Annotated in this window: 16 protein-coding genes and 3 pseudogenes; 13 read left to right on the forward strand and 6 right to left on the reverse strand. The window is 66.1% G+C overall.

Features of this window, described 5'->3' with window-relative positions:
- Window position 1: 1 nt before the first annotated feature.
- The 13 genes and pseudogenes from FDZ84_RS19915 to FDZ84_RS19970 all read left to right on the forward strand — a co-directional run.
- Window positions 2–2,908 (forward strand): FAD-binding and (Fe-S)-binding domain-containing protein, encoded by a 2,907-nt coding sequence (locus tag FDZ84_RS19915; protein WP_168587141.1) that lies wholly within the window; start codon window positions 2–4, stop codon window positions 2,906–2,908.
- A gap of 11 nt (window positions 2,909–2,919) precedes the next feature.
- Window positions 2,920–4,392, forward strand: coding sequence for an NAD-dependent succinate-semialdehyde dehydrogenase (locus tag FDZ84_RS19920; protein ID WP_168587142.1), 1,473 nt, complete (start codon window positions 2,920–2,922; stop codon window positions 4,390–4,392).
- Window positions 4,393–5,133: 741 nt separating this feature from the next.
- Window positions 5,134–6,579, forward strand: coding sequence for an amino acid permease (locus FDZ84_RS19925; RefSeq protein ID WP_210435728.1), 1,446 nt, complete (start codon window positions 5,134–5,136; stop codon window positions 6,577–6,579).
- Window positions 6,580–6,896: 317 nt separating this feature from the next.
- A pseudogene (locus tag FDZ84_RS40755) lies at window positions 6,897–7,217 on the forward strand (hypothetical protein); the annotation flags it as partial.
- Window positions 7,218–7,249: 32 nt separating this feature from the next.
- Entirely contained in the window at window positions 7,250–7,429 is a 180-nt protein-coding gene (locus tag FDZ84_RS40760) for a hypothetical protein (protein WP_371812904.1), read from the forward strand.
- A 9-nt stretch (window positions 7,430–7,438) separates the two neighbouring features.
- Entirely contained in the window at window positions 7,439–8,356 is a 918-nt protein-coding gene (locus FDZ84_RS19935) for a LysR family transcriptional regulator (RefSeq protein ID WP_168587144.1), read from the forward strand.
- Window positions 8,357–8,523: 167 nt separating this feature from the next.
- A complete protein-coding gene (locus tag FDZ84_RS19940; RefSeq protein WP_168587145.1) occupies window positions 8,524–9,756 on the forward strand; it encodes an FAD-binding oxidoreductase in 1,233 nt (410 codons plus the stop codon).
- A gap of 11 nt (window positions 9,757–9,767) precedes the next feature.
- A complete protein-coding gene (locus FDZ84_RS19945; protein WP_168587146.1) occupies window positions 9,768–10,160 on the forward strand; it encodes a RidA family protein in 393 nt (130 codons plus the stop codon).
- A gap of 72 nt (window positions 10,161–10,232) precedes the next feature.
- Window positions 10,233–11,570: an MFS transporter gene (locus FDZ84_RS19950; protein WP_168587147.1), complete on the forward strand. Its 1,338-nt coding sequence runs from the start codon at window positions 10,233–10,235 to the stop codon at window positions 11,568–11,570.
- Window positions 11,571–11,602: 32 nt separating this feature from the next.
- On the forward strand, window positions 11,603–12,589 hold the full coding sequence (locus FDZ84_RS19955) for a dipeptidase (RefSeq protein ID WP_168587148.1): 987 nt from the start codon (window positions 11,603–11,605) through the stop codon (window positions 12,587–12,589).
- A 68-nt stretch (window positions 12,590–12,657) separates the two neighbouring features.
- A pseudogene (locus FDZ84_RS19960) lies at window positions 12,658–13,345 on the forward strand (SDR family NAD(P)-dependent oxidoreductase).
- 376 nt (window positions 13,346–13,721) lie between these two features.
- Window positions 13,722–15,071 carry an MFS transporter gene (locus FDZ84_RS19965; protein ID WP_168587150.1) on the forward strand — a complete coding sequence of 450 codons (1,350 nt, stop codon included), beginning with the start codon at window positions 13,722–13,724 and terminating at the stop codon, window positions 15,069–15,071.
- Between the two features lie 322 nt (window positions 15,072–15,393).
- Window positions 15,394–15,903 (forward strand): annotated as a pseudogene (locus tag FDZ84_RS19970) (ATP-binding cassette domain-containing protein); the annotation flags it as partial.
- A 166-nt stretch (window positions 15,904–16,069) separates the two neighbouring features.
- Here FDZ84_RS19970 and FDZ84_RS19975 read toward each other — a convergent pair.
- From FDZ84_RS19975 to FDZ84_RS20000, 6 genes are all read right to left on the reverse strand, one after another.
- Entirely contained in the window at window positions 16,070–16,639 is a 570-nt protein-coding gene (locus tag FDZ84_RS19975) for a DUF6431 domain-containing protein (protein ID WP_168587152.1), read from the reverse strand.
- A gap of 506 nt (window positions 16,640–17,145) precedes the next feature.
- Window positions 17,146–17,958, reverse strand: coding sequence for an urease accessory protein UreD (locus tag FDZ84_RS19980; protein ID WP_168587153.1), 813 nt, complete (start codon window positions 17,956–17,958; stop codon window positions 17,146–17,148).
- Window positions 17,955–18,656, reverse strand: a complete 702-nt coding sequence (ureG, locus tag FDZ84_RS19985) for an urease accessory protein UreG (RefSeq protein ID WP_371812905.1) — start codon at window positions 18,654–18,656, stop codon at window positions 17,955–17,957. The genes FDZ84_RS19980 and ureG overlap by 4 nt, the downstream gene beginning before the upstream one ends.
- 13 nt (window positions 18,657–18,669) lie before the next feature.
- Window positions 18,670–19,329 carry an urease accessory protein UreF gene (locus FDZ84_RS19990; RefSeq protein WP_168587155.1) on the reverse strand — a complete coding sequence of 220 codons (660 nt, stop codon included), beginning with the start codon at window positions 19,327–19,329 and terminating at the stop codon, window positions 18,670–18,672.
- A gap of 10 nt (window positions 19,330–19,339) precedes the next feature.
- On the reverse strand, window positions 19,340–21,268 hold the full coding sequence (gene ureC / locus FDZ84_RS19995; RefSeq protein WP_210435007.1) for an urease subunit alpha: 1,929 nt from the start codon (window positions 21,266–21,268) through the stop codon (window positions 19,340–19,342).
- Window positions 21,268–21,819, reverse strand: a complete 552-nt coding sequence (locus FDZ84_RS20000) for an urease subunit beta (RefSeq protein ID WP_168590197.1) — start codon at window positions 21,817–21,819, stop codon at window positions 21,268–21,270. Before FDZ84_RS20000 ends, ureC begins: the two co-directional genes overlap by 1 nt.
- Between the last annotated feature and the right edge of the window lie 2 nt (window positions 21,820–21,821).

Genomic DNA, 21,821 nt, shown 5'->3' on the forward strand with positions numbered 1-21,821 from the left:
GATGACCGAAGACATCCTCGCCGTCGCGGACGTCGCAGCCGCACTGTCCAGGATCGAGTCCGCTGGCGTGCCGGTGGAGACGACGGGCCATCGGCTTGCCGCGTACTCGTTCGACGCCTCCAACTACAGGGTTCCTCCGGTGGCTGTCGTCTTCCCGCGGGGCGTCGACGATGTGGTCGCTGTCGTGGATATCTGCCGCGCCACGGGCACGCCTGTGGTCAGCCGCGGCGGAGGGACGTCGATGGCCGGGAACGCGATCGGCCCCGGCATTGTTCTGGACTTTTCCCGGCACATGGACCGCATACACTCGATCGATCACGTTGCGGGTGTCGCGGATGTCGATCCGGGCGTCGTGCTCTCCGTGCTCTCCCGTGCGGCCGAGCGTGTCACGGGAGGTTCGCTGACGTTCGCCCCGGACCCGTCCTCGAAGACCCGGGCGACGGTCGGTGGTGCTGTCGGGAACGACGCCTGCGGCAATCACTCCGTGCGGTTCGGTCGAACCTCGGACCATGTAGTCGAGCTCGACGTCGTCACCTCCGACGGGGCACGCCTCACCGCATTCGACGGCGGGTTGCGTGCCACCGACCCGGCCGATGCTTTTTCCGTTTCGCGGGCCTTCGAGCTCGACGAAGAGCTTAAGGAGCTCACGCGAGCGAATCTTGCGCCGTTGCGCACCGAGCTCGGGCGGATCCATCGGCAGGTCTCCGGGTACCACCTCTCGCATCTACTGCCCGAGAAGGGCTTCAACGTCGCCCGGGCCCTCGCCGGATCCGAAGGGACCTGTGCCGTCGTCGTGCGGGCGCGGATGGGGCTGGTGCCCAAGAGCCCGAGTGCCCTTCTGGTGTGCCTGGGCTACGAGGACGTGGTCGATGCCGCACGAGACATCGGGACGATCCTCGAGTTCTCACCCGCAGCGGTGGAAGGCATCGACGAGGCGATCGTCGACACGATGCGGCTGCGTCGCGGCGCCGACTCGATCACCGGGCTTCCAGCGGGAAAAGCCTTCCTGTACGTCGACCTCGACGGCGAGGGGCCGGAACAGGTAGCCGAGGACGCTGAGCGACTGGTCGAACGGCTCAGGGCCAACGGGCGCATCTTAGACGGCCGTGCCGTCCCTGATCCTTCCGAGCGGGCTGCGCTGTGGCGGGTACGGGAGGACGGTGCCGGGCTGTCTTCCCGGCCTGCAAGTGGAGGTGAGTCCTGGCCGGGGTGGGAGGACTCTGCCGTCGCGCCCGAGAACCTCGCCGACTATCTTGCCGATTTCCGGGAATTGCTTGCTGAGCACGGACTGACCGGCATCATGTACGGGCATTTTGGGGCAGGGTGCATGCACATCCGGATCACCTACGACCTGCGCACCGACAAGGGCCGGAAGGTTTTTCGGGAGTTTACTCGGGAAGCCGCCGAACTCGTGGTCCGCCACGGAGGCTCGCTCTCGGGCGAGCACGGTGACGGGCGCGCAAGAAGCGAGTTCCTCCCGGTCATGTACACCCCGGCCGTGCTCACGGCGTTCGCTGCGTACCGACGGGCGTGGGACCGCTACGGGCTCCTCAACCCGGGCTCGATCACCGACCCGGACCCGATCGACGCTCATCTGGCGCTCGCGGGGATCCCCGACCGCGAATGGCGGACCCATTTCGAGCTGAGGCCCCTCGACGCCCAAGAGGCAGGGACGGATCCTTGGGTCCACGCGGTGCAGGCCTGCATCGGCGTGGGGCGGTGTCGTTCGGAAGCTGGCGGCGTGATGTGCCCCAGCTTCCGGGCTACTGGTGACGAGAAGGACTCCACCCGAGGCCGCTCCCGCGTTTTGCAGGATATGGTCCGTCGGGCCCGCAGCATTGACGAGGGCTGGCGTTCCGAGGACGTGCGCGCGGCGCTCGACCTGTGCCTGGCCTGCAAGGCGTGCTCGCACGACTGCCCCGCAGGGGTGGACATGGCGACATACAAGTCCGAGTTCTTCTCGCATTACTACGCGGGGCGATTGCGGCCGATGTCGCACTTCTCCCTTGGATGGCTGCCGTTCTGGCTCAAACTCACCGCGCATGCCAGCCCGTTCGTCAACGCCGTCCTGGCCACACCGCTGCGCAAGGTCATCGCCAAGATTGGGGGGCTGGCCACCGAGCGTGCTCTCCCGCGGTTCGCCTCACGAGCCATGCTCCGCAAAGAGCTGGAAGGGTTCGACAGCGCGGTCAGTCCGGCCGACGTCGTCCTGTTCGTCGACTCCTTCACCAAGGGCTTCCGACCGGAGGTAGCCGGTGCCGCCGCCCGGGTCGTGGCCGACACCGGCCGCACCGTCTCCTGCGAGACCGATGCGTGCTGCGGCCTCACCTGGATCTCCACCGGCCAGCTCGACACCGCCAAGAAGGCCCTGACGAAGGCCGTGGAGAAGCTCGACGACGGCACCGACGCTCCAATCGTGGTCATCGAGCCCAGCTGTGCCGCAGCCATGAAGAAGGAAGCACCCGAGCTCCTCGGTACCGAGAAGGCACAAAGAGTGGCCTCGAGGATCCGCAGTTTCGCCGAAGCCGTCACCGACTGGGTGGAGGCCGGGTGGAGGCCGGCGTCGGTGCCCTCCGCGGCCACCGTCCAGACGCACTGCCACGAGTACTCGACCTTCGGCGCCGCCATCCAGCGCAAGGCCCTCGCGGCCCTCGGCATCGCCGATGTCACGGAGGCGACCGGATGCTGCGGCGTAGCCGGGAACTTCGGGTTCGAAGCCCAGCACTACGACATCTCCATGAAGGTCGCACAGCAGGCACTCGCTCCAGCCCTCGCGACGACCCGCCCGGACACCCCGGTCCTGGCCGACGGATTCAGCTGCTCCATGCAGGTCAGGCAGCTCGACCCGAGCCGCAAGAGCCTGCACCTCGCCGAACTCGTCGACCCACGCAACACCCCCACGAACTGAAGGACATCCCCATGAGCATCGCCACCCCAGTCCTCCCAGAACTCCAGACTGACCTGTTCATAGACGGAAAGTGGACCCTGGCGTCCTCGGAGAAGCAGTTCGGCGTTGAGAACCCCGCAACTCTCGAGACCATCGCCTACGTCGCCGACGGGACTCCGGAAGATGCCCAGCGGGCCATCGAGGCCGCCGGTGCGGCGCAGGAATCATGGGGTCGGACTTCGCCGCGCTTCCGCGCCGACATCCTGCGGAAGGCCTACGAGATCATCCTCAGCCGCACCGATGATCTCGCCGCCATCATGACAGCTGAGATGGGCAAGCCCCTCGCGGAGGCCAAGGGCGAAGTCGCCTACGGCGCCGAGTTCTTCCGCTGGTTCTCCGAAGAGGCCGCGCGTATCGACGGCGACTCCACCACCACCGTCGACGGCAACAACCGCATCCTCGTGACCAAGGAGCCGGTCGGCCCGTGCGTCCTCGTCACTCCCTGGAATTTCCCCCTTGCCATGGGTACGCGCAAGATCGGCACCGCGATCGCCGCCGGGTGCACAATGGTCTTCAAGCCTGCCGAGCTCGCCCCTCTTACGTCCCTGGCCCTCGCCGCGATCCTCCACGAGGCAGGCTTGCCCGCCGGCGTCCTCAACGTGGTCACGACCTCCAACCCCTCCTCGGTGGTCAGTGTCTGGATGTCCAGTGGCATCGCCCGGAAAGTCAGCTTCACCGGGTCCACGGAGGTCGGGAAGATCCTCCTTCGGCAGGCAGCGGAGAACGTCATGCGCTCCTCCATGGAGCTCGGCGGCAACGCCCCCTTCATCGTGTTGAAGGACGCCGATCTCGATCGGGCGGTCGACGGCGCTATCGCTGCGAAGATGCGCAACATGGGCGAGGCCTGCACGGCCGCCAACCGGCTCTACGTCCAGCGCGGCGTCGCCGAGGAGTTCAGCCGCCGCTTGGCTGAACGCATGGACGCCCTCCGCGTCGGAGACGGCGCGGTTCCGGGCACCGAGGTCGGCCCATTGATCGACCAGGACGGGCTCGACAAGGTCCAGCAGCTCGTTGACGACGCCGTCACTCGTGGCGCGAAAGTCCTCACCGGGGGGTTCCGGCCGCAGGAGCCTGGGTACTTCTACAAGCCCACGGTGCTCGTCGACGTGCCCGCGGACGCCGAAATGAGCCGCACGGAGATCTTCGGCCCCGTCGCACCGATCACCGTCTTCGACGCCGAGGACGAGGTCATCCGGATGGCCAACGACACCGCGTGGGGTCTCGTGGGCTACGTCTTCACCCAGGACCTCGATGTGGCTGCCCGGTTCTCCGCGGAGCTCGAGGTCGGCATGGTCGGGGTGAACACCGGGGTGGTCTCCAACCCGGCTGCGCCATTCGGCGGCATCAAGCAGTCCGGAATCGGTCGCGAGGGCGGTCGAGTCGGCATCGAGGAATTCCTCGAGTACAAGTACACGGCCATCCCCACCACCGCGCCGAAGCACTAGAACTAGACGCAATTGGGGCTCTGCGGCTGCGGAGTGTTCCGCAAACCTGCACTTCGGGGGCCGCGGGTTGGGCGGAGCACTGTGCTCAAGTCCGGGTGCCCGAACCTGGGCCGCCTCGGAGGACTTCGGCCACGGCACTGTGGCCTGTCCTCCGCGGCGGCTTTCCCTCCTGCCCGAGAATCTTGAACGAGGAGCGCCGCGACCGGTCACGCCACAATCTCTGTGGAGCCGGGATTACCCGGCCGCAGTGGATGAATCTCGCCGTGGTGCCCCTGTCCGCAGCAACTTGGTTTCCACCGGGGAACAGACCCCTGCCCTGCGAGCTTCCGGAGCTGCGCCGCGATCAGCGACGGGGTGGATTCCAGTGTGATGGCCGCAGTCCGTCCTGGAATGGCACTAAAACTCCTTCCGAAGACGACAGAGTCCTTTGTTGGCAACACTTCAGCGAGCTGCGGCCACGGAACATCAATCTGATTGTTGACAATCGGATGACGCAGGCCACACTATTAGCCCCCGAAGCGCACGGCCCGGGTCCCGACAGGCGGCAGCCGCCGTCGGTCCGTGCAGGGGGTCAGGGGCTAATCCACACACCGCCCGCGAAGGACGGTCTTACACGTCGCCATCGCGTCCACTAGGGACACCACAAGCAGAAATCGAGAGGAAGATCCATCAATGAATGAGCGCATTCCGGACGGCGGCCATAGGCCGGTGTCTCCCGATACCTCTGCGGAGATCCCGAAGATGGCCCGCCTTGAGTACAAGAAGCTCCGGTCGCGCCATATCACGATGATCACCCTGGGCGGCATCATCGGCGCGAGCCTTTTCGTCGGCTCGGGCAACGTCGTCCGTTCCGTCGGCCCGGCCGCGGTGGTGTCCTACCTGATCGGCGGCCTGCTCGTCTTCCTCGCCATGAGGATGCTCGGCGAGATGGCAGCTGCACGGCCCGCCATCGGTTCGTTCATGGAGTACGCCCGTGTCGGCCTAGGGGAGTGGGCTGGCTACTTCGTCGGCTGGCTCTACTGGTACTTCTGGATCGGCGTCATCGCGTTCGAGGCGGTCGTCGGCGGGTCCATCCTCGCCGGTTGGTTCCCTGCCGTTCCGCAGTGGCTCTTCTCTGTGGTGCTGCTGCTCTTCTTCACGGCCTCGAACCTCGTGTCGGCCCGGTCCTTCGGCGAGGTCGAGTATTGGCTCGCGAGCGTGAAGGTCTGCGCGATCCTCGTGTTCCTCGCGGTCGGCACTCTGTTCGCTCTCGGGCTCTGGCCAAATTCTGCCTTCTCGATCCCGAACATCTGGACGCACGGCGGTTTCGCCCCCAATGGCTGGTGGCCCGTGATCAGCGGCGTCGCGATCGTGATCTTCTCGTACTTCGGCACCGAGATCGCCGTGATGGCGGCGGCAGAGTCCGAAAACCAGGCCAAGGGCATCCGGCAAGCGGTGAGCACGGTCATCTGGCGCATCCTGCTCTTCTTCGTCGGTGGCGTGCTGCTTATCGTGACGATCGTCCCGTGGAGCGAGCTTCCGAATCCCAAGAAAGAGGCGCCGTTTGCCCACATCTTCGGTCTCTTCGGTCTCCCCGGCGCCAGCCTGGTGATGAGCGCGGTCATTCTCACCGCGGCCTGTTCCGTCCTCAACTCCGGGCTGTATTCGGCCGCCCGCATGTTCTCGGCGCTCGCCACACGGGGCCTTGCCCCGCGCATCGTGGCCAAGCAGTCGAGGTCGGGCGTCCCGACCTTTGCGGTGCTGACGTCGACCCTCGGCGGCTACGCGGCAGTCGTCGTCAACTTCGTCGCCCCGGATTCGGGCATCTTCGACTTCATCATGAACTCTGCGGGGCTGGTGGCGCTGTTCGTGTACGCATTCATCGCGGTCACCCAGATGCGGATGCGGCAGAAGATGACACCCGAGGAGCGCGCTGCCCTGAAGCTCAAGATGTGGCTGCACCCGTGGCTGGGCATCCTCACAGTTGGTGGTGTGGTGGGCATCGTCTTGGTAATGCTGCTCACCGACGGTGACGGGCGCACCCAGGTCTGGACGAGCCTCATTTCGGTGGCTGTGCTCGCCGTCTTCTGGCCGCTCGTGCGCCGCAGCCTGCAACGCCGCGATGCCCAGGTGCTGCCGGACAGTGCTGACCACTCCCTCTCCGCTGTTCACACCCAGGACAAGCGGAAGCATGGCATCCAGCAGTGATTGCCAAACCGTCGTCGGCACACATCGTGCCGGATCGCCCAGTGGCTTTCCGAATCCAGGAGTTCGTACTGCACCAACAGAACCGCAGGCCGAAAGCGGTCAGCAGACTGCTATTCGCTCGGTCCACATTGGTCGCATTTTTTGATGAACCAAGAGTTGACCTGTGGTGAGGAGACCAGCGCCGCGCACGGTCATGGCGATTGCTTCACGGGATCGCGCAGCCCGTGCGATCAAATACCAGTCATCATAGGGGCAAGGTGGAGATTTGGCGATGTGTCCATTGAGGATGTTGGGCGGCTCGACGTCTTCGTTTGTTCATGGTACGCATCACTCTAAGGTCCGTCGGCGACGCGAATCCACATGGCAGCGTTGAGGAATCTGGTCAGTTCGATTGTCGATTCCGTCGCGTCGCAGCTTGCCTCGCACGAGCACGACATCGGCCCCGCGCCTGGAAGCACGCTTGGACTCTCTGGGCGCGCGCCCCGCGATTCCACACCTGGCGACTGCTCTGCAGAAAGGCCCCGCAAGACCTCGTCTCCGACCTTGAGTCCCTAGCCCGCGAACTCGCCCAGGCCGACATCGTCATCGGCGCCGTCCTAGTGCCCGGCGGGGTCGCGCCCAATGTACTGCGGCGAGCGGACCTTGGTCCGCTCAAGCTCTCTGCTCTGTCATCGACGTCGCCATCGATCAGGGTGGCGCTTTCGAGTCGTCCCGGCCCACCACCTACGCGAACCACATCTACGTCGAGGAGGGTGTCGGCACTACTGCGTCGCCAACATGCCGGTGGTGGCCCGCAGACCAGTGGCGACCCGGCCAGGATATTCGTGCACGGGTTGGCGGCGCGCCGTAGGATCGCGCCGTGTTCGGACTCGATCGGCTGCGAGCGATTCATGCTGTGGCTCTCCATGGGTCCATCGCTGCAGCAGCGGCTGCTCTGCATGTGACACCGAGCGGATTGTCCCAGCAGCTCGCGAAGCTCGAACGCGAAGCGGGTCAACCCTTGCTCGTCAGGGACGGTCGGGGGGTCCGACTCACTCCGGCTGGCCGATTACTCGTGGCGCACGCGGCCGAGATTCTCGACCGGCTGACCCTGGCTCGTAGCGAGCTGGACAGGCTGCATGACGAGGTCACCGGAACAGTGCGTGTCGGCGCCCTCCCGACTGTCGTCGACGGGTTGTTCCCGCGGCTGGTGCAACTGCTCGTCGAGCGTCATCCCCGACTCCGGATAACTCTGCTGGCCGGGGAGTCCGAGGACACGATCCCCCGCGTCGTGCACGGGGACATCGACATCGCAGTGTTCGACAGCTGGGACCAACTACCCACCAGACTCCCCTCGTCAATCACGAACCGGACGCTCTTCGAGGACGTGGCCGATCTCGCCCTCCCGGCAGGCCATCGCCTGGCACACAGGTCGTCGATCGAGCTGAGTGAGCTCAACGATGTGGAATGGGTGACCTGGGTAGAGGGCTCAACCTGTGCCGAGTGGATGGTCCAGACCCTGCGGTTGAGCGGCCTGGACCCGACGGTTCGTGCTGCGGTCAGCAGCTTCGCCACCCAGATGTCGCTCGTATCCCTGGGAATTGGGGCGGCCCTGGTTCCTCGCCTGGGCCGGTCCGGCGTGCCGGCCGGAGTCGTCCTGATTCCGGTACGCCCCGCGCTCAAGCGCACCATCTCCGCTTTGTGGCGACCCCCAGCTGACCGAGCCAGTGTTCACGCCGTCATCGACGCCTTGGACACTGTCGGTGCAGGAGCTGCCGCCGAGCTCGAGCGCAGCTGACTACCCCAGGCTCGGTACTACGAAGTCGTGTCCACGGCGCGACGCTGGGTCCACTCCGCCACGCGGAAGTTTCTCTACCGTTTCCGCGCCAGAAAACTTCGCTTTTTGTATGTGTCCGCGTGTGTGATTGTCGTTACTGCCCCAACAGTGGCCCGTAAGGAGCTCACATGGAACTCGACACATCGGACGTTATCGTCGTCGGCGGCGGGATCATCGGCTCCTGCATCGCCTACTACCTCGCCCGCGAGGGACGTGACGTCGTCGTGCTGGACCCCGCTCCGGGGGAGGGGGCCTCGTACGGCAACGCGGGGATGTTGTGCCCGAGCTACAGCCTGCCGATGGCGAACCCGGACAGCCTCCTGGCCGGGCTGAGCATTCTCACCGGGCGCGGCCCCGTCACGTTCCGCCGCCCGGTCCCTGCGCGGACTCTGCTGTGGATGGCCCGCTTCGCGTTGGCCTGCCGGCCCGGCCGGGCGTGGCGCGAAGCAGCTTCGCTGCATGACCTGACGACGCGCAGCGTCGAGCTGTACGACGAGATGATCGCAGACGGGCTGGACCTGGAGCTGCGGCCGCACGGCTGGACCTACGTCTTCCACAACGAGGGCGAGTACCACGCCCACATTCGGTTCGCCGAGCGCCTGGTGGACGCCGGCGTGCGGCACGAGCTGCTCGACCGCGATGCGCTCGCCGCGCGCGAGCCGAACGTCGCCCGCGACGTCGCCGGCGCGGTCGTCTACCCCGACGACCGCAACATGGACCCCGGCCGCACCACCCGGGTCGTCGCCGAGGCCGCCGAGAAGTACGGTGCACGCTTCGTTAAGGAACGCCTGGTCGGCGCCGAGCGGCACGGCGGCCGGATCACGAAGGTCTGGAGCGACCACCGTGAGCTGCGGGCCGGTGCTTTCGTCCTCGCCACCGGCGCCGCCAGCCACTCCGTGGGCCGGTGTTTCGGCGTGTCCCTGCCGGTCGAGGCCGGGCACGGGTTGAGCCTGACTCTTTCGGCTCCGAACCAGCAGCTCCTGACCGGCGCGCTGATGGCCGGTGACGCGCACGTCGTGATCTCGCCCGGCGCGAACTACGTGCGGATCACCAGCGGCATGGAGTTCGGCGCGCACGGCGCGCCCGGCCCGCTGCCCGCTGCGATCTCCCGGATGCGTCACCTTGCCGAGGTCACCGTGCCCGGGCTGCGCGACCTGCCCCGCGACGGCGAGTCCTGGCGCGGCGCGCGCCCGATGACTCCCACGGGTGTGCCGATCGTGCGCCCGGTCGCCGAGAACCTTATCGCCGCGGTCGGCCACAACACCCAGGGCATGACGCTGGGTCCGATCGCGGGTCGCACCGTTGCCGAGCAGGTCGACAGCGTGCTCGGCCCCCGCCGTACCAACCCCATCACCTACTGAGGAGAACGGCCGTGTCCACCGTCCACGCCTTTACCCCCGACGGCGAGCCAGCCCCTCTCGCCCCGTACAACACCGTCTGCACCTACGGCGACCTCGTCTTCCTCGGCGGTCACCTGCCCCTGGGGCCGGACGGCGAACTGCTTAGCCACCTTTCACCCGGCGAGCAGACCACCAACACGATGGAGCACCTGCGGGTCAGTCTGGAATCCGCCAACTCGGACTTCGACCACCTGCTGAAGGTGACGATCTATGCGACGTCCCTGGACGACTTCGCCGAGATCAACAAAGCCTACGCGGAGTTCTTTACCGGCCACCTCCCCGCCCGGGCCACGATCCAGGCCGGCCGGCTAATCGGCGGCGTGGCGCTCGAGATCGAGGCCGTCGCCGCTCGTCGTACCGACTGACTGACCCGGTCTCGTGGTCGCGGTCGGCGACCACGAGTCGCGCTCATATCCCCTCAGGGAAGGAACGCCGTCATGAGGAGGACCGCCAGCAGCAACGTCGCTGCCGGCCCGTCTACTGAGGAGCCCGCATCGGTTCCCAGACTGTTGATTGGCTGTGGTATCGGACCGACGCTGGAACTCTACGATGTGACGATCTTCGGCTTGGCCAGTGCTCTGGTGTTCAACCAGCTGTTCTTCCCAGCTAACTCGCCCGCGACGGGTACCCTGCTGTCTTTCATGACCTTCGGCGTCGGCTTCCTGATGCGCCCGATCGGCGGCATGCTGGCCGGGCACTTTGGAGACCGGTACGGGCGCAAGCTCGTCCTGATCTGGACGCTGTACCTGATGGGCGGGGCGACCGTGCTCATTGGCCTGCTCCCCGGTCATGCCGTCCTCGGACTCGCCGCTCCGGTACTTCTCGTCGTGCTGAGGCTGCTGCAGGGTGTCGCGCAGGGCGCCGAGACGGGATCCGCCGCGCTCATGCTGATGGAACACGCCCCGCCCAAACGCAGCGGGCTCTATACCTCGGTGCTGGGGATGAGCTCTCCGCTCGGGGCGCTCATCGCCACCCTGGTCTGGACGGTGGCGCAGACGAGCACCGGCGACGCCCTCCTCGAGTGGGGCTGGCGAATCCCGTTCCTGCTGAGCGCGATCGTGGTCGCCGTCGGAGCCTACGCCCGGTTCCGGCTAGCGGAGTCGCCCGAGTTCCAGAAGGTCAGGAAGAACGACGACATCGCCGACTACCCGCTGGCCCGCTCGTTGCGGATCGACCTGCCGCGGGTTCTCTGCGTGGTCGGGGTCAACGCCGGTTTCATCGGGTCGTACTACCTGGTCATCACCTGGATGCCGGGCTACCTGCGGAACGGGCTCGACACCTCGGCCGGTGTCGTGTCACTCGGCCTCCTCGCGGCGAACATCGCCATGGTCGCCACCGTGGTGCTCTCCGCGTGGCTCTCCGACCACCTCGGGCGCCGACCGATCATCGCCGCGGGTGCGGTCGCGATGGCCGCGCTGATCGTCCCAGTGTTCTCGCTGCTGCAGGGCAGCGCGGTCGCGGTGGTCTCGGGCATGACGATTGCCGGGCTGGCGCTCGGCGTGATGCTCGGTCCGCTGATCGTGTTCTTCGCCGAGCAATTCGCCACCGGTCACCGGCTCAGCGGATTCTCCCTCGGCTACCAGATCGGCGCGGCGGTCGGCGGTGGAGTCGCCCCCTCGGTGGCCGCGGCGCTGTTCGCCGCGACCAGCGGGACCGCGGCGGTTGCAGTCTTCGTGATCGTCAGCTCCCTGGTCACGCTCTTCTGCCTGGCTCCGCTGCGCCGGACCGCCGAGAGCACGAGCCCCGAAACGATCACCCCACAGCTCCAGGCCTGATCCGCCCCGAAACCACTGCGGGAGGAGAAACGATGTCATCGCAGGCAACGAACGAGATCGAACGACTGGTCGCCGACAGCGTCGTGGTGGACGCGACGGCGCCGCTGCTGGCGCAGGACCCGAACCGCTGGCGGCACTACAAGGACGGCGGCATCGACGTCGCTCTGGCCACGATCACCAGCGGGGACGACGTCGGCGACACCGTCGAGAAGATTTCCGGCTGGTACGCGCTCGGGGAACGGCAGGCCGATTCGATCCTCGTTACGTCGTCGGTGGCCGGGATCGAGCAGGCAAAGGCGGAGGGCCGCATCGCGATCGTGCCGCACTTCCAGAACGCCGCGCCGTTGCGCCGCGACCCGTGGATGGTCGAGGTTTACCGGCGGCTCGGTGTGCGGGTCATCCAGCTGACCTACAACTTCCGCAACAACCTCGGTGATGGATGCATGGAGCCGGAGAACGCTGGGCTCTCGCGCTTCGGCCGTGACGCGGTCCGCAAAATGAACTCGGAACGCGTCCTGGTCGACCTATCCCACACCGGGGTGCGCACCACGCTGGACGCGATGGAGGTCTCCGAGCGACCGGACGTGTTCACCCACGCCAACGCCCGCGGCGTGGTCGACCACTGCCGGAACCTCACCGACGACCAGATCCGGATGGTCGGGCAGAAGGGCGGTGTCATCGGCCTGTGCGCGTTCTGCGCGTTCGTCAGTGCCGACGGGAAGAAGCCGACCATCGATGACCTGATCGACCACCTGGACTACTTCGTGCAGTTGATCGGGATCGACCACGTCGGTCTGGGCATCGACTACTTCGACGACAGCGGCTGGCAGACCAATGTCGATCTCGGCGTCTGGGACCCGGAGGAGTACCCGCGACCGCCGTGGCCGTGGGCGCTGGACGGCACCAACTCCGTGGAGTTCGCCCAGCGGGTCGCGGAGCGCGGCTACGGGAACGACGACATCCGCAAGATCCTCGGCGGCAATTTCCTGCGCGTCTTCCGGGAGGTGTGGGGCGGATGAGTCGCACGGGAAACCGCTCCGTCGCCATTGTCACCGGCGCAACCTCCGGCATCGGGCACGAGATCGCCATGCGGCTGTGCCAGGCCGGGCACCAGATCGTTGCGACGGGACGCTCGGTCGACCGCGGCGAGCGGCTGGAGGAAATCCTGGACGGAAACGGGGTGTTCGTTGAGGCGGACCTGGCCGTCCCGGGCGCGGCGACCGACGTCGTCACGAAGGCGTGTGAGATCTACGATCAGGTCGACGTCGTGGTCAACAACGCCGCGCTGGACCACACCGGTACGTTGACCGAGACCCCGGCGGCCGAGATCCGGGACACCTTCGACGTCAACACCTTCGCCGCGATCGAACTGTTACAGGCCGGCGCGCGCCATGGGCGCCTCCAGCCGCGGCGGCGCGATCATCAACATCACATCGAAACTGGCACTGATCGGCGTGCCGACGATGGGGATATACAGCGCATCCAAAGGTGCGATGGAAGCGCTCACCAGGGCGGCGGCGGTCGAACTCGCGCCGCAGGCGATCCGGGTCAACTCCGTCGCCCCAGGGATGACGAGAACCCCGCTATACGAGGCGTGGCTCGCCAGCCTGCCCGATCCGGCGTCGGCGGAAGACAACGTCATCGCGGACGTCCCGCTGGGCCGTCTGGCCACGCCCACCGATGTGGCTTCTGTGGTGTCGTTCCTGGCATCACCCGAAGCTTCGTACCTCACCGGCATCACGGTTCCTGTGGATGGCGGTTACCTGGCCCAGTAAGGGCTGAAACCGGTGCTCTGCGTGCGTGTGATCGGCAACCGGCAGCGGGCGAGCCAGACGGGTCAATGCCCCGGCAGTGCAGACGTGGGAGCGGTCGTGCATTGGCACCCGAATCCGAGTGCCCCACCTACCCGGGAACCACACGGGCTGGGGTAGGAGGGCAAGCCACCCTAGGTGGCTGGTGTTTTTCGGGAAGTGCCCGGCAGGTGCCTCGAACTTCGAGGCTCAGGGTGGACTGGATTCGATCGGCGACCGTCGTTCGGGCCGTCTACGGCGATCTCAGCCCTGCATGATTTGTTCGGATCGGTCTTTCGATGAAAATGAGGCCGTCCGACACCAGCCACCTAGAAGACCTCTCATCTACGGGGAGCTGTAAATGTTTGAGTCAACGGAATCGCTGGCCAATGTCGGCGTGGACAACTCCGCGTCGGCGCCCGCACCGCTGGATTCCGAGAAAGCGCCGCTGCGGACGCTCGCTGCGGGCATGATCGGGAACTTCGTCGAATGGTACGACTTTGGGGTCTACGGATTTCTCGCCCTGCCGCTCGCCCACAACTTCTTCCCGGGTGACGGGGCGGGGCCGTTGCTCGCCACATTCGCCGTGTTCGGGGTGGCTTTCTTCTTCCGCCCCCTGGGTGGTCTGATCCTCGGACCGCTGGGTGACCGCATAGGCAGGCGAACGACCCTGGCGTGGGTGGTCCTTACCATCTCGGCCGCAACGATGATCCTCGGGCTGCTGCCGACCTATCACCAGGTCGGTTGGCTGGCCCCGATCCTGCTCGTACTGCTCCGGTGCGCACAAGGCTTCGCCGCCGGCGGTGAGTACGGAGGCGCCACCAGCTTCATCTTCGAGTTCTCCCCGAGGCGCAGGCGCGGCTACTACGGAGGGCTACTCGGACTCAGTACCTACCTGGCCTTCTTCGTGGGAACTGTGATCGCGTTCGGTCTCAGTGCGGCCATCGGCGGCGACGCGATGAACGACTGGGGCTGGCGGATCCCATTCCTGCTCGCCGCTCCGATCGGCCTCATCGGACTCTACCTTCGCCTGCGAGTCGCCGATACACCCGATTTCGCACGAGCCAAAAACGACGAGTCCCTGGAGTCGTCGCCGCTGCGCACTACCCTGCGAACCCACGGCAAGCGCATTCTCCTGCTTTTCGGCTTCCTGACCTCGAACGCCGTAGGGCCCTACCTCCTGATCACCTACCTTCCGGCGTACCTGCGGACGACGGTCGGCATCGTGAACGAAGGCGGCCTCCTCCTGGCGCAGGCGAGCGCGCTCCTTCTCGCCTGCATACTCATGCCGCTGTTCGGTCGGCTGTCGGACGCGGTCGGACGACGTCCGATCATGCTGACGTCGACAGTCCTCTACGCCACGACGTCCATCCCGGCGTTCCTGCTCTTCGAGACACGCAACATCGCCGGTGTCGCCCTCGGGCTAGCGCTGATCGCCGTCGGCCAGGCCGCGAGTGTCGCGATCACTGCCGTAGTGATCGCGGAGATGTTCCCGACCACGGTCAGGTACAGCGCCGCTTCCGTGTCCTACAACCTGGCTTACCTGGTCTTCGGCGGCACGGCGCCGCTGGTGGCCACATGGCTCGTGGCCAGCAGCGGATGGTCCATCGCGCCTGCGGCGTACATGACATGTATTGCGGTCGCAGCCTCGATCTTCGTTCTGACGCTTCCCGAGACCGCTCCGCGACGTGCCGACAGCGGCTTGGCCTGAACGATGACCCCGCCTTGACCGACGTCCCATCTGGTTATCCAGGTTCTGGATAGAGGTCTTCGGGTCGTTTCGAGAAACATCATGTGTGGTGATCGTACGAATGTGAGGAGGAAGTTGTGCGGTATTCCTGGGACAACGTTGTGAATTCTTCGGCCTCGTCATGCGCCCCATATCCCGGCGGAGCTTCCGGCCATGCATTCGCCACGTGAGTTCGGCTATCGCGTCAGGCTCGCCGGAGACTTGATGAATTCTTTGCTTGAACAGCGCCGCTGGGCGCCATAACGGGTGATCTGTAGTGCTATATGTCATATGCACAATTTTGGAGGCGCTGGAGGCAGGAATCGCCACTGTCTATCAGGATTTGGCGGTGGTGCCCTTGATGCCGGTGTGGCGGAACTTCTTTCTCGGCTCCGAGATACGAAAGCGCTTCGGCCCGGTGTCCCGTCTCGACTCCGAATTGATGCGCAGGATCACCAAGCAAGAGCTGCTTGCGATGGGCATCGACCTCCGCGACGTAGAACAGCCGATCGGTACTCTTTCTGGAGGAGAGCGGCAGTGCGTGGCGATCGCCCGCGCGATGTACTTCGGCGCTCGGGTGCTTATCCTTGACGAGCCCACTGCCGCGCTGGGCGTCAAGCAGGCCGGCGTGGTACTGCGCTACGTTGCTCAGGCACGGGAAAAGGGTTTGGGAGTCATTTTCATCTCCCACAACCCGCACCATGCCTACCTTATCGGGGACCGGTTCTTGATCCTCAAGCGGGGGCGCCCCGTGGGCTTTTGGTCGAAGAAAGAGATCACCCAGGAAGAACTGACGAACCTGATGGCGGGTGGTTTGTTGCCCGGCATTCAAAATGAACATGGCGGCGGCGCTGTAGATGAGCACGAACAGGGCACCGTTCGTGCTCACGGTGACGCCGTCATGCTCATCCTGTCGGACCTCGCCCTCCGTGCCGGTGACCAACTGCGGACACACTGATGCCACGACATGTCCGTGTTGATCATGGTGGAGAAAGCAGGCGGCCAGCGGTGAAAACCCCGATCAGCGTCCACGCCTGGACAGGTCGGGCGAAACGGCGCCGCCAGGCCAGCACGGCCGCAGCCAACGCGCACAGCGCGTCGCCCAACGCCGTGGCCTGCACCGTGAGGTCCACCAGCAGGTCCTGGTCCAGCTCGAACGTCCGCTGCACACCTTGACGCCGCAGCCACTCCACCTGATCGCCCCGGACGCCGCGCAGCCAGTGCCGCACGGTGGAGACCGGGCGGCCCAGCTCACGCGCGATCGAGCGGTAACCCTGCCCACGCGCCTTCGCGACCAGCGCCGCGCCGATGACCTCGGCCGCGTCCGCCCGCCGGGGCAGGCACCAGGCCGGCATGAGCACCTGGGTGGCCCGGCAACCCGAACAGCGTGCCCGGCGCGGTCGCACCAGGCGGTGCGAACCGTCGAGCTGCCGGATCTGTCGGGCCGACGCGGAGGACCACGGTCGTAGCACCGCCGAGCAGTGTGGACAGCGCAGCGCACCGGCGTGCAGGTCGACCTCGGCCTGCTCGACGTCCAGCACGATGATCACGGCGGCGGGCTCCTCGCACAGTGGTCCAGCATGCCTATCACGCTTGTGGCGGTCCAGGGGCCAGTTCGCGTTGCTGATCGTGGTCCTGGATCGTCCACAGTCGACGGACGGCCGGGCGATGTGCTGCCGTCACGATGAACATGAGGGATCAGGAGCGGTCAGCCCTGTGCTGGGCGGGCGCGCGTGGTGTTCATTCTGCCGCCGGGGACGAAGCTCTTGGGCGTGCTCACCGTCAATGCCGCCGACAGGGCTCCACGTCGTTATCCAGAACGCCTGACAACAGTGGTTCCGAGCTCGAAGAGCTTGCCCACGAGCTCGAAAAAATGCCATCTGTTACGTCCGGGAGCACGCCGGGCCAGTGAGCTGGCGTGCTGCACCGAACGTGGACAACTTTGGCGTCGGCGCCCCCGCATCCACGGCCCGTGATCGGGTTGTTCCGTTGCCGGTTGTGCCGTGTCGAGCACGTCGGTGGAGGCGCGACGAAGTTGGTCGGGGCTATGGCGCGGCTATGGCGTGTCGGTGAGCCCAGCCAGGGTCAAGCCTTTGGCCGAGATTCGGGTTGCTTCCTCCACGTGCTTGGCTAGCACGCTGATGACCAGTGCTGGGCCCCCTGCCAAGGGAAGTAGGCAACTACCTGGGGCCAGTAGTTGTGCTGGTACGTCGTGCGTGGCGCTGTGCCACCACAGGTCGGGGCGGACGAGCAGGGTTTGTTGCAGGACTTGGGCTCCAGCGGTGATGGCGGGCCCCATGCTGCCCGGGGCCTCGTCTCCGATGGCGGTTTCTTGGTCCCACAACGGTTTTCCGTTGAGCGTGACCCTGATGTGGGAGAGAGCCATGGCCGGGAGCCTGCCGTGCAGGCCCAGCGCCAGGGTCTCCCGGTAGATGAGGCTGGCGCCATCGCGGAGTTCAATGCTGGTGGTGGTGTGGTGACGACTACCTCCGCCGTAGATGGTGGGTTGCGGTGCCCACAGGAGACGTCCGCCGGTATCGACATGGATGTGCGTTGCGATATGGGAGGGGTACTGGTCGGAGGAGGGCAGCGCGACGGCGGCCGCGGCACTGCCGAATTCCAGGACCGCACCGCGTCCCACATCGACGTCGACGGTGTAGTGATCGCCGCCCAGCGGGCCGGCGCAGGAGCCGCTCATGAGCACCCGGAGTGGCGCGGTGTCGGCTCGGCCGACCTGCTGGAGGTGGTAAGGGGGCTCTCCGAACATCTGGGTTGGCACGGTCAGGCCCCGTTTTCCCTGCCGGACGGTGAGGCGGGCCCGCGCACGAATGCCGGTTCGCCCCACGGTGGGAGCGGCAGAGCGCGTCATGATCGTCCGGAACGGGCCGGTTGCCGCACGTCTAGCAGTTGCCGAATCCAGTCGACCACGTGCGAGGCGGCCGGGTCCTGCCGCAGGGAGTTCATGACCGTGGGTCGGCCTTCCCTTCTGGCTTGGCCGTCATGGATCATGCGGTCGGGGTCGGCACCCACATAGGGCGCCAGGTCGACCTTGTTGATGACGAGGAGGTCTGCGCTGGTGACCCCCAGACCGCCTTTGCGGGGAACGTCGTCGCCGCCGGCAACATCGAGTACGAAGATCCAGGCGTCCACCAGCCCCCGGCTGAAGGTCATGGTGAGATTGTCGCCGCCGCTTTCGATGAGCAGCAGGTCCAGGGGCTCGCCGTCTTGGGCCCGCGCCTTCCTTGCCAACTCTTCGGCGGCTTCCAGGTTGGCCGAAATGTCGTCGCGTACGGCGCTGTGGGGGCAGGCTCCTGTCTCCACAGCGACGATGCGTTCGGGCGGGAGTGCGCCCCGGTTTTTGAGGTAGTCGGCGTCCTCGGTGGTGTAGATGTCATTGGTCACGACACCCAGTCGAAGCTGTTCCCGTAGCTGTTCACAGATCGCCGCCACCAGTGCGGTCTTGCCGACTCCGACCGGGCCGCCGATGCCCACCCACAGGCCCCGTTCGGCTGGGTCTCCCGGTGGGGCCGCGACAGGGGCGCTGACCGTTCCACCACCCCAGTGCAGATTATGGTTGTCGTCACGATGCAAAGAGATGCACCTCCATGGCGGCGTGTTGTTCGGCGTAGACCTCAAGCAAGGGTGCGGCCCTAGACGGCAGCGTCCCGGCGGCGACGAGCATGGCCGCGTTGTCGGCGACGGCATCCGCCGCACCCGACAGTTCCGCCAGCACCCCGGAGACTTGGAACGGGTCCAGGCCCAGGAGCCGGAGAGCGGCTGCGGCCGGAGTGGTGATGGAGTCGACTGCCGCCAGCAGCGCCGCCTCGCGCGGGGTGAGTTCGGCCGCAGCCGACAGGCATCCCAGGACCACCGGGTGGTGCGGACCGTCTGGCGTTTCTGCAGCGGCAGCCAGCCGCTGGGACCACCACAGGTGCCGTGCTGTGCGCAGCATCTGCCGGCCAAGCCGCCGGGAGATGGACCGCAGCGCCGGCGAAGGCGTGCGGGCATCCGCCTCGGCGTCCAGGTGCGCAAGGTCAGCGCCGCTGGCGGCGGCCGCGGCCAGTCCCGCCGCAGTGCTGCCGGTGGTGTGCAGCCGGCCCCGGCAGAACTCCCGCAGTTCGTCAATGGTGCGCACCACTCCGGTCGCGACCGCAGTCTCGACTCCGCCTGAGTGCGCGTGGCCACCGGTAGGCAGTCGACCATCAGCCAGCAGAAGCGCTGCTGCGTGCAGGATGGGCATGCGAGCGCTCCTAGAACAGGGAATACCGTTGCGTCATCGGAATACGTTCCGGTGGTGATGCTGGCGCCGGATACTCCTGGCCGTGGATGGTCACGACGTAGGAGTCCTCGGCGTTCTCCTCCTTGTTCCCGACGTGAATCGTGGGCAGGGCAGCGTTTTTCTTCATGTTCGTCTTGTTCAGTTGACCGGTCGGTTTGATCGGCACCCACGGCGTTTCGGTTCCGAGGGCGTCTTTGCTGGGCGTCGCCACGGGAGCCACGAACACGCGCGTGCACGAGGTCACCGCCTTGCCCGAGCTGCCCCAGTTGATGCGCCCCCAGTAGGGCTCCGGCTGTGACACGGATGCGTTCGGGTCACCACACACTGCCCAGACCTGAACTCCGGCCTGCAACACCATCTCGGCGCGGACTCCGAAAAACCGCGGATCCCACAGCACCAGGTCCGCGTACTTGCCGACCTCAATGGACCCGATGTCGTCGTCCATGCCTTGGGCGATCGCCGGATTGATGGTGTACTTGGCGATGTAGCGCTTGGCACGCTCGTTGTCGTGGCGCATGTCCATGTCGCCGGCCTGATCCCGGTCCGGGAACTGCCCCTGCATCGTGTCGGCCCAGTACTGCTTCATCACGTGAGCCGTCTGCCAGGTGCGCATCACCAGTTCCCCGACACGTCCCATGGCCAGCGCGTCGGAACTGGTGATGGACAGCGCTCCGAGATCGTGCAGCACGTTCTCCGCGAAGATGGTGTGCCGCCGGACCCGGCTTTCGGCGAAGGCGATGTCGTTCGGGTCTCGCGAGTTCAGATGGTGCGCAAGGATCACCATCCACTTGGCTTCCGCGGCGGTGTTCCTCGTCAATGGCAGGGTCGGATTTGTCGACGCCGGAAGAACTTTGTCCATCGATGCCAACTGCAGGATATCGGGGGCGTGTCCGCCGCCGGATCCCTCGGTATGAAAGCTGTGAATGCTGCGGCCACTGTTTCTGATGACCTGCGCTGTGCTTTCGTAGAACCCGGCCTCGTTGAGGGTGTCGGAATGCAGTGACACCTGCAGCCCGAACTCGTTCGCTGCGGCGAGCGCGTCTCTGAGGGCTACCGGGGTCGCCCCCCAGTCTTCGTGGATCTTCAGGCCGCAGGCACCCGCCTTGGCCTGGCTTTCCAGCGCCTTCCACGCTTGTTGGCCGCCGCCTGCGCTGCCTTTGCCATGCAGACCGATGTTGAGCGGCACGGTGTCCATTGCCTTGATCGCCTGTTGAATGTTCCAGGCGCCAGGGGTTGCGGTCGTTGCCAGACTGCCGGTGGCCATTCCCGTGCCGCCACCAACGCAGGTGGTGATACCACCGCTGAGCGCATGCGCGGCCAGCTCAGGCAGAAGGAAGTGCACGTGCGTGTCGATCGCCCCGGCCGTGAGGATCTTTCCGTTGCCGGCGATGATCTCGGTCTCCGGGCCGATCACGAGATCGTTCACCGGGTCATTTGTGTGGGTCTTGATCGGAAGATCTGCGGCCCGCACATCGCTCATGCACTGGGGATTACCTGCTTTGCCGATGGCGTAAATCTTGCCGTCCCGCAGCGCCACGTCCGCCTTGACGATGCCCCACCAGTCCAGGATCAGCGCGCCGGTGATGACCGTGTCCGGGGTGCCTTGCTCACGGGACGAGGAGGCTTGGCCCATCGACTCGCGGATGACCTTGCCGCCACCGAACACCACCTCGTTGCCGCTGCCGTGCTGGCCCCGGCTGTAGTCTTCCTCGACCTCGATGCAGATGTCAGTGTCGGCCAGCCGGACTCGGTCGCCCTTCGTGGGGCCGAAGCTCTCGCAGTAGGCCTGTCGGTCAATCGTCCTGACGGGGGTGGGCAGCGGGACGGGTTGATCCGTCCCGTGAAGCCGCTTCAGGGAGGCGGGAAACTCCCGCGAATCACGCCCGGTTTCCTCGCTCATCACGCGTCTCCCCTGGCGGTGTCCGAGCTACGCACGGCATCCTGACCAACCGAAGCCGACTGAAAGGTTTCGGCGTCGTCTGAGTCTTTTTCCTGCTCTGGGTACCAGACCCAGTTCTTGAGGTTTCCTCGCGTGCTCAGCCCTGTTACCGTCCCGTCACCGGCGAGCGCCACGAGGGGCACCTCGTAGGTGCATCCCGGCTCGAACCGCCACGCTGTCCCCGCCCGGATATCCAGTCGGTATCCGGCGGTCAGTTTCCGTTTTTCTTCCTCGCTGACCGGATCCCCGTCTGCGCCGGCAAGGACCGCGAGACCTTTTGGCCCGGTTACCGCCGGCCCGACGTTCGCCGAGGCGTCGGACTCGGTGTTGGCGTACCCGGAGTTGGCCTCGTAGAAGTGGAAGTGTGACCCTACCTGAATGGCGCGGGTTCCGAGGTTCTTGACCCACACCGTGCGCCGCCACGGCATACCCTCCGGCAGGGGCGGAGGCGGGACGGGTTCGTCGTTGAAGGAAACGGGCTCGTCACCGGGGATCACTTGCCCGGGAACCATGC

It is taken from the genome of Saccharopolyspora sp. ASAGF58 (assembly GCF_012277335.1).
GTDB classification, from domain to species: Bacteria; Actinomycetota; Actinomycetes; order Mycobacteriales; family Pseudonocardiaceae; genus Saccharopolyspora; species Saccharopolyspora hattusasensis.

What these genes read in the sequence shown, in the direction of transcription:
- FDZ84_RS20000 (WP_168590197.1), bottom strand. Translation starts at nt 21,819, where the DNA reads ATGGTTCCCGGGCAAGTGATCCCCGGTGACGAGCCCGTTTCCTTCAAC.
- FDZ84_RS19920 (WP_168587142.1), top strand. Translation starts at nt 2,920, where the DNA reads ATGAGCATCGCCACCCCAGTCCTCCCAGAACTCCAGACTGACCTGTTC.
- FDZ84_RS19925 (WP_210435728.1), top strand. Translation starts at nt 5,134, where the DNA reads ATGGCCCGCCTTGAGTACAAGAAGCTCCGGTCGCGCCATATCACGATG.
- FDZ84_RS19980 (WP_168587153.1), bottom strand. Translation starts at nt 17,958, where the DNA reads ATGACGCGCTCTGCCGCTCCCACCGTGGGGCGAACCGGCATTCGTGCG.
- ureC (WP_210435007.1), bottom strand. Translation starts at nt 21,268, where the DNA reads ATGAGCGAGGAAACCGGGCGTGATTCGCGGGAGTTTCCCGCCTCCCTG.
- FDZ84_RS19940 (WP_168587145.1), top strand. Translation starts at nt 8,524, where the DNA reads ATGGAACTCGACACATCGGACGTTATCGTCGTCGGCGGCGGGATCATC.
- FDZ84_RS19955 (WP_168587148.1), top strand. Translation starts at nt 11,603, where the DNA reads ATGTCATCGCAGGCAACGAACGAGATCGAACGACTGGTCGCCGACAGC.
- FDZ84_RS19915 (WP_168587141.1), top strand. Translation starts at nt 2, where the DNA reads ATGACCGAAGACATCCTCGCCGTCGCGGACGTCGCAGCCGCACTGTCC.
- FDZ84_RS19950 (WP_168587147.1), top strand. Translation starts at nt 10,233, where the DNA reads ATGAGGAGGACCGCCAGCAGCAACGTCGCTGCCGGCCCGTCTACTGAG.
- FDZ84_RS19965 (WP_168587150.1), top strand. Translation starts at nt 13,722, where the DNA reads ATGTTTGAGTCAACGGAATCGCTGGCCAATGTCGGCGTGGACAACTCC.
- FDZ84_RS19990 (WP_168587155.1), bottom strand. Translation starts at nt 19,329, where the DNA reads ATGCCCATCCTGCACGCAGCAGCGCTTCTGCTGGCTGATGGTCGACTG.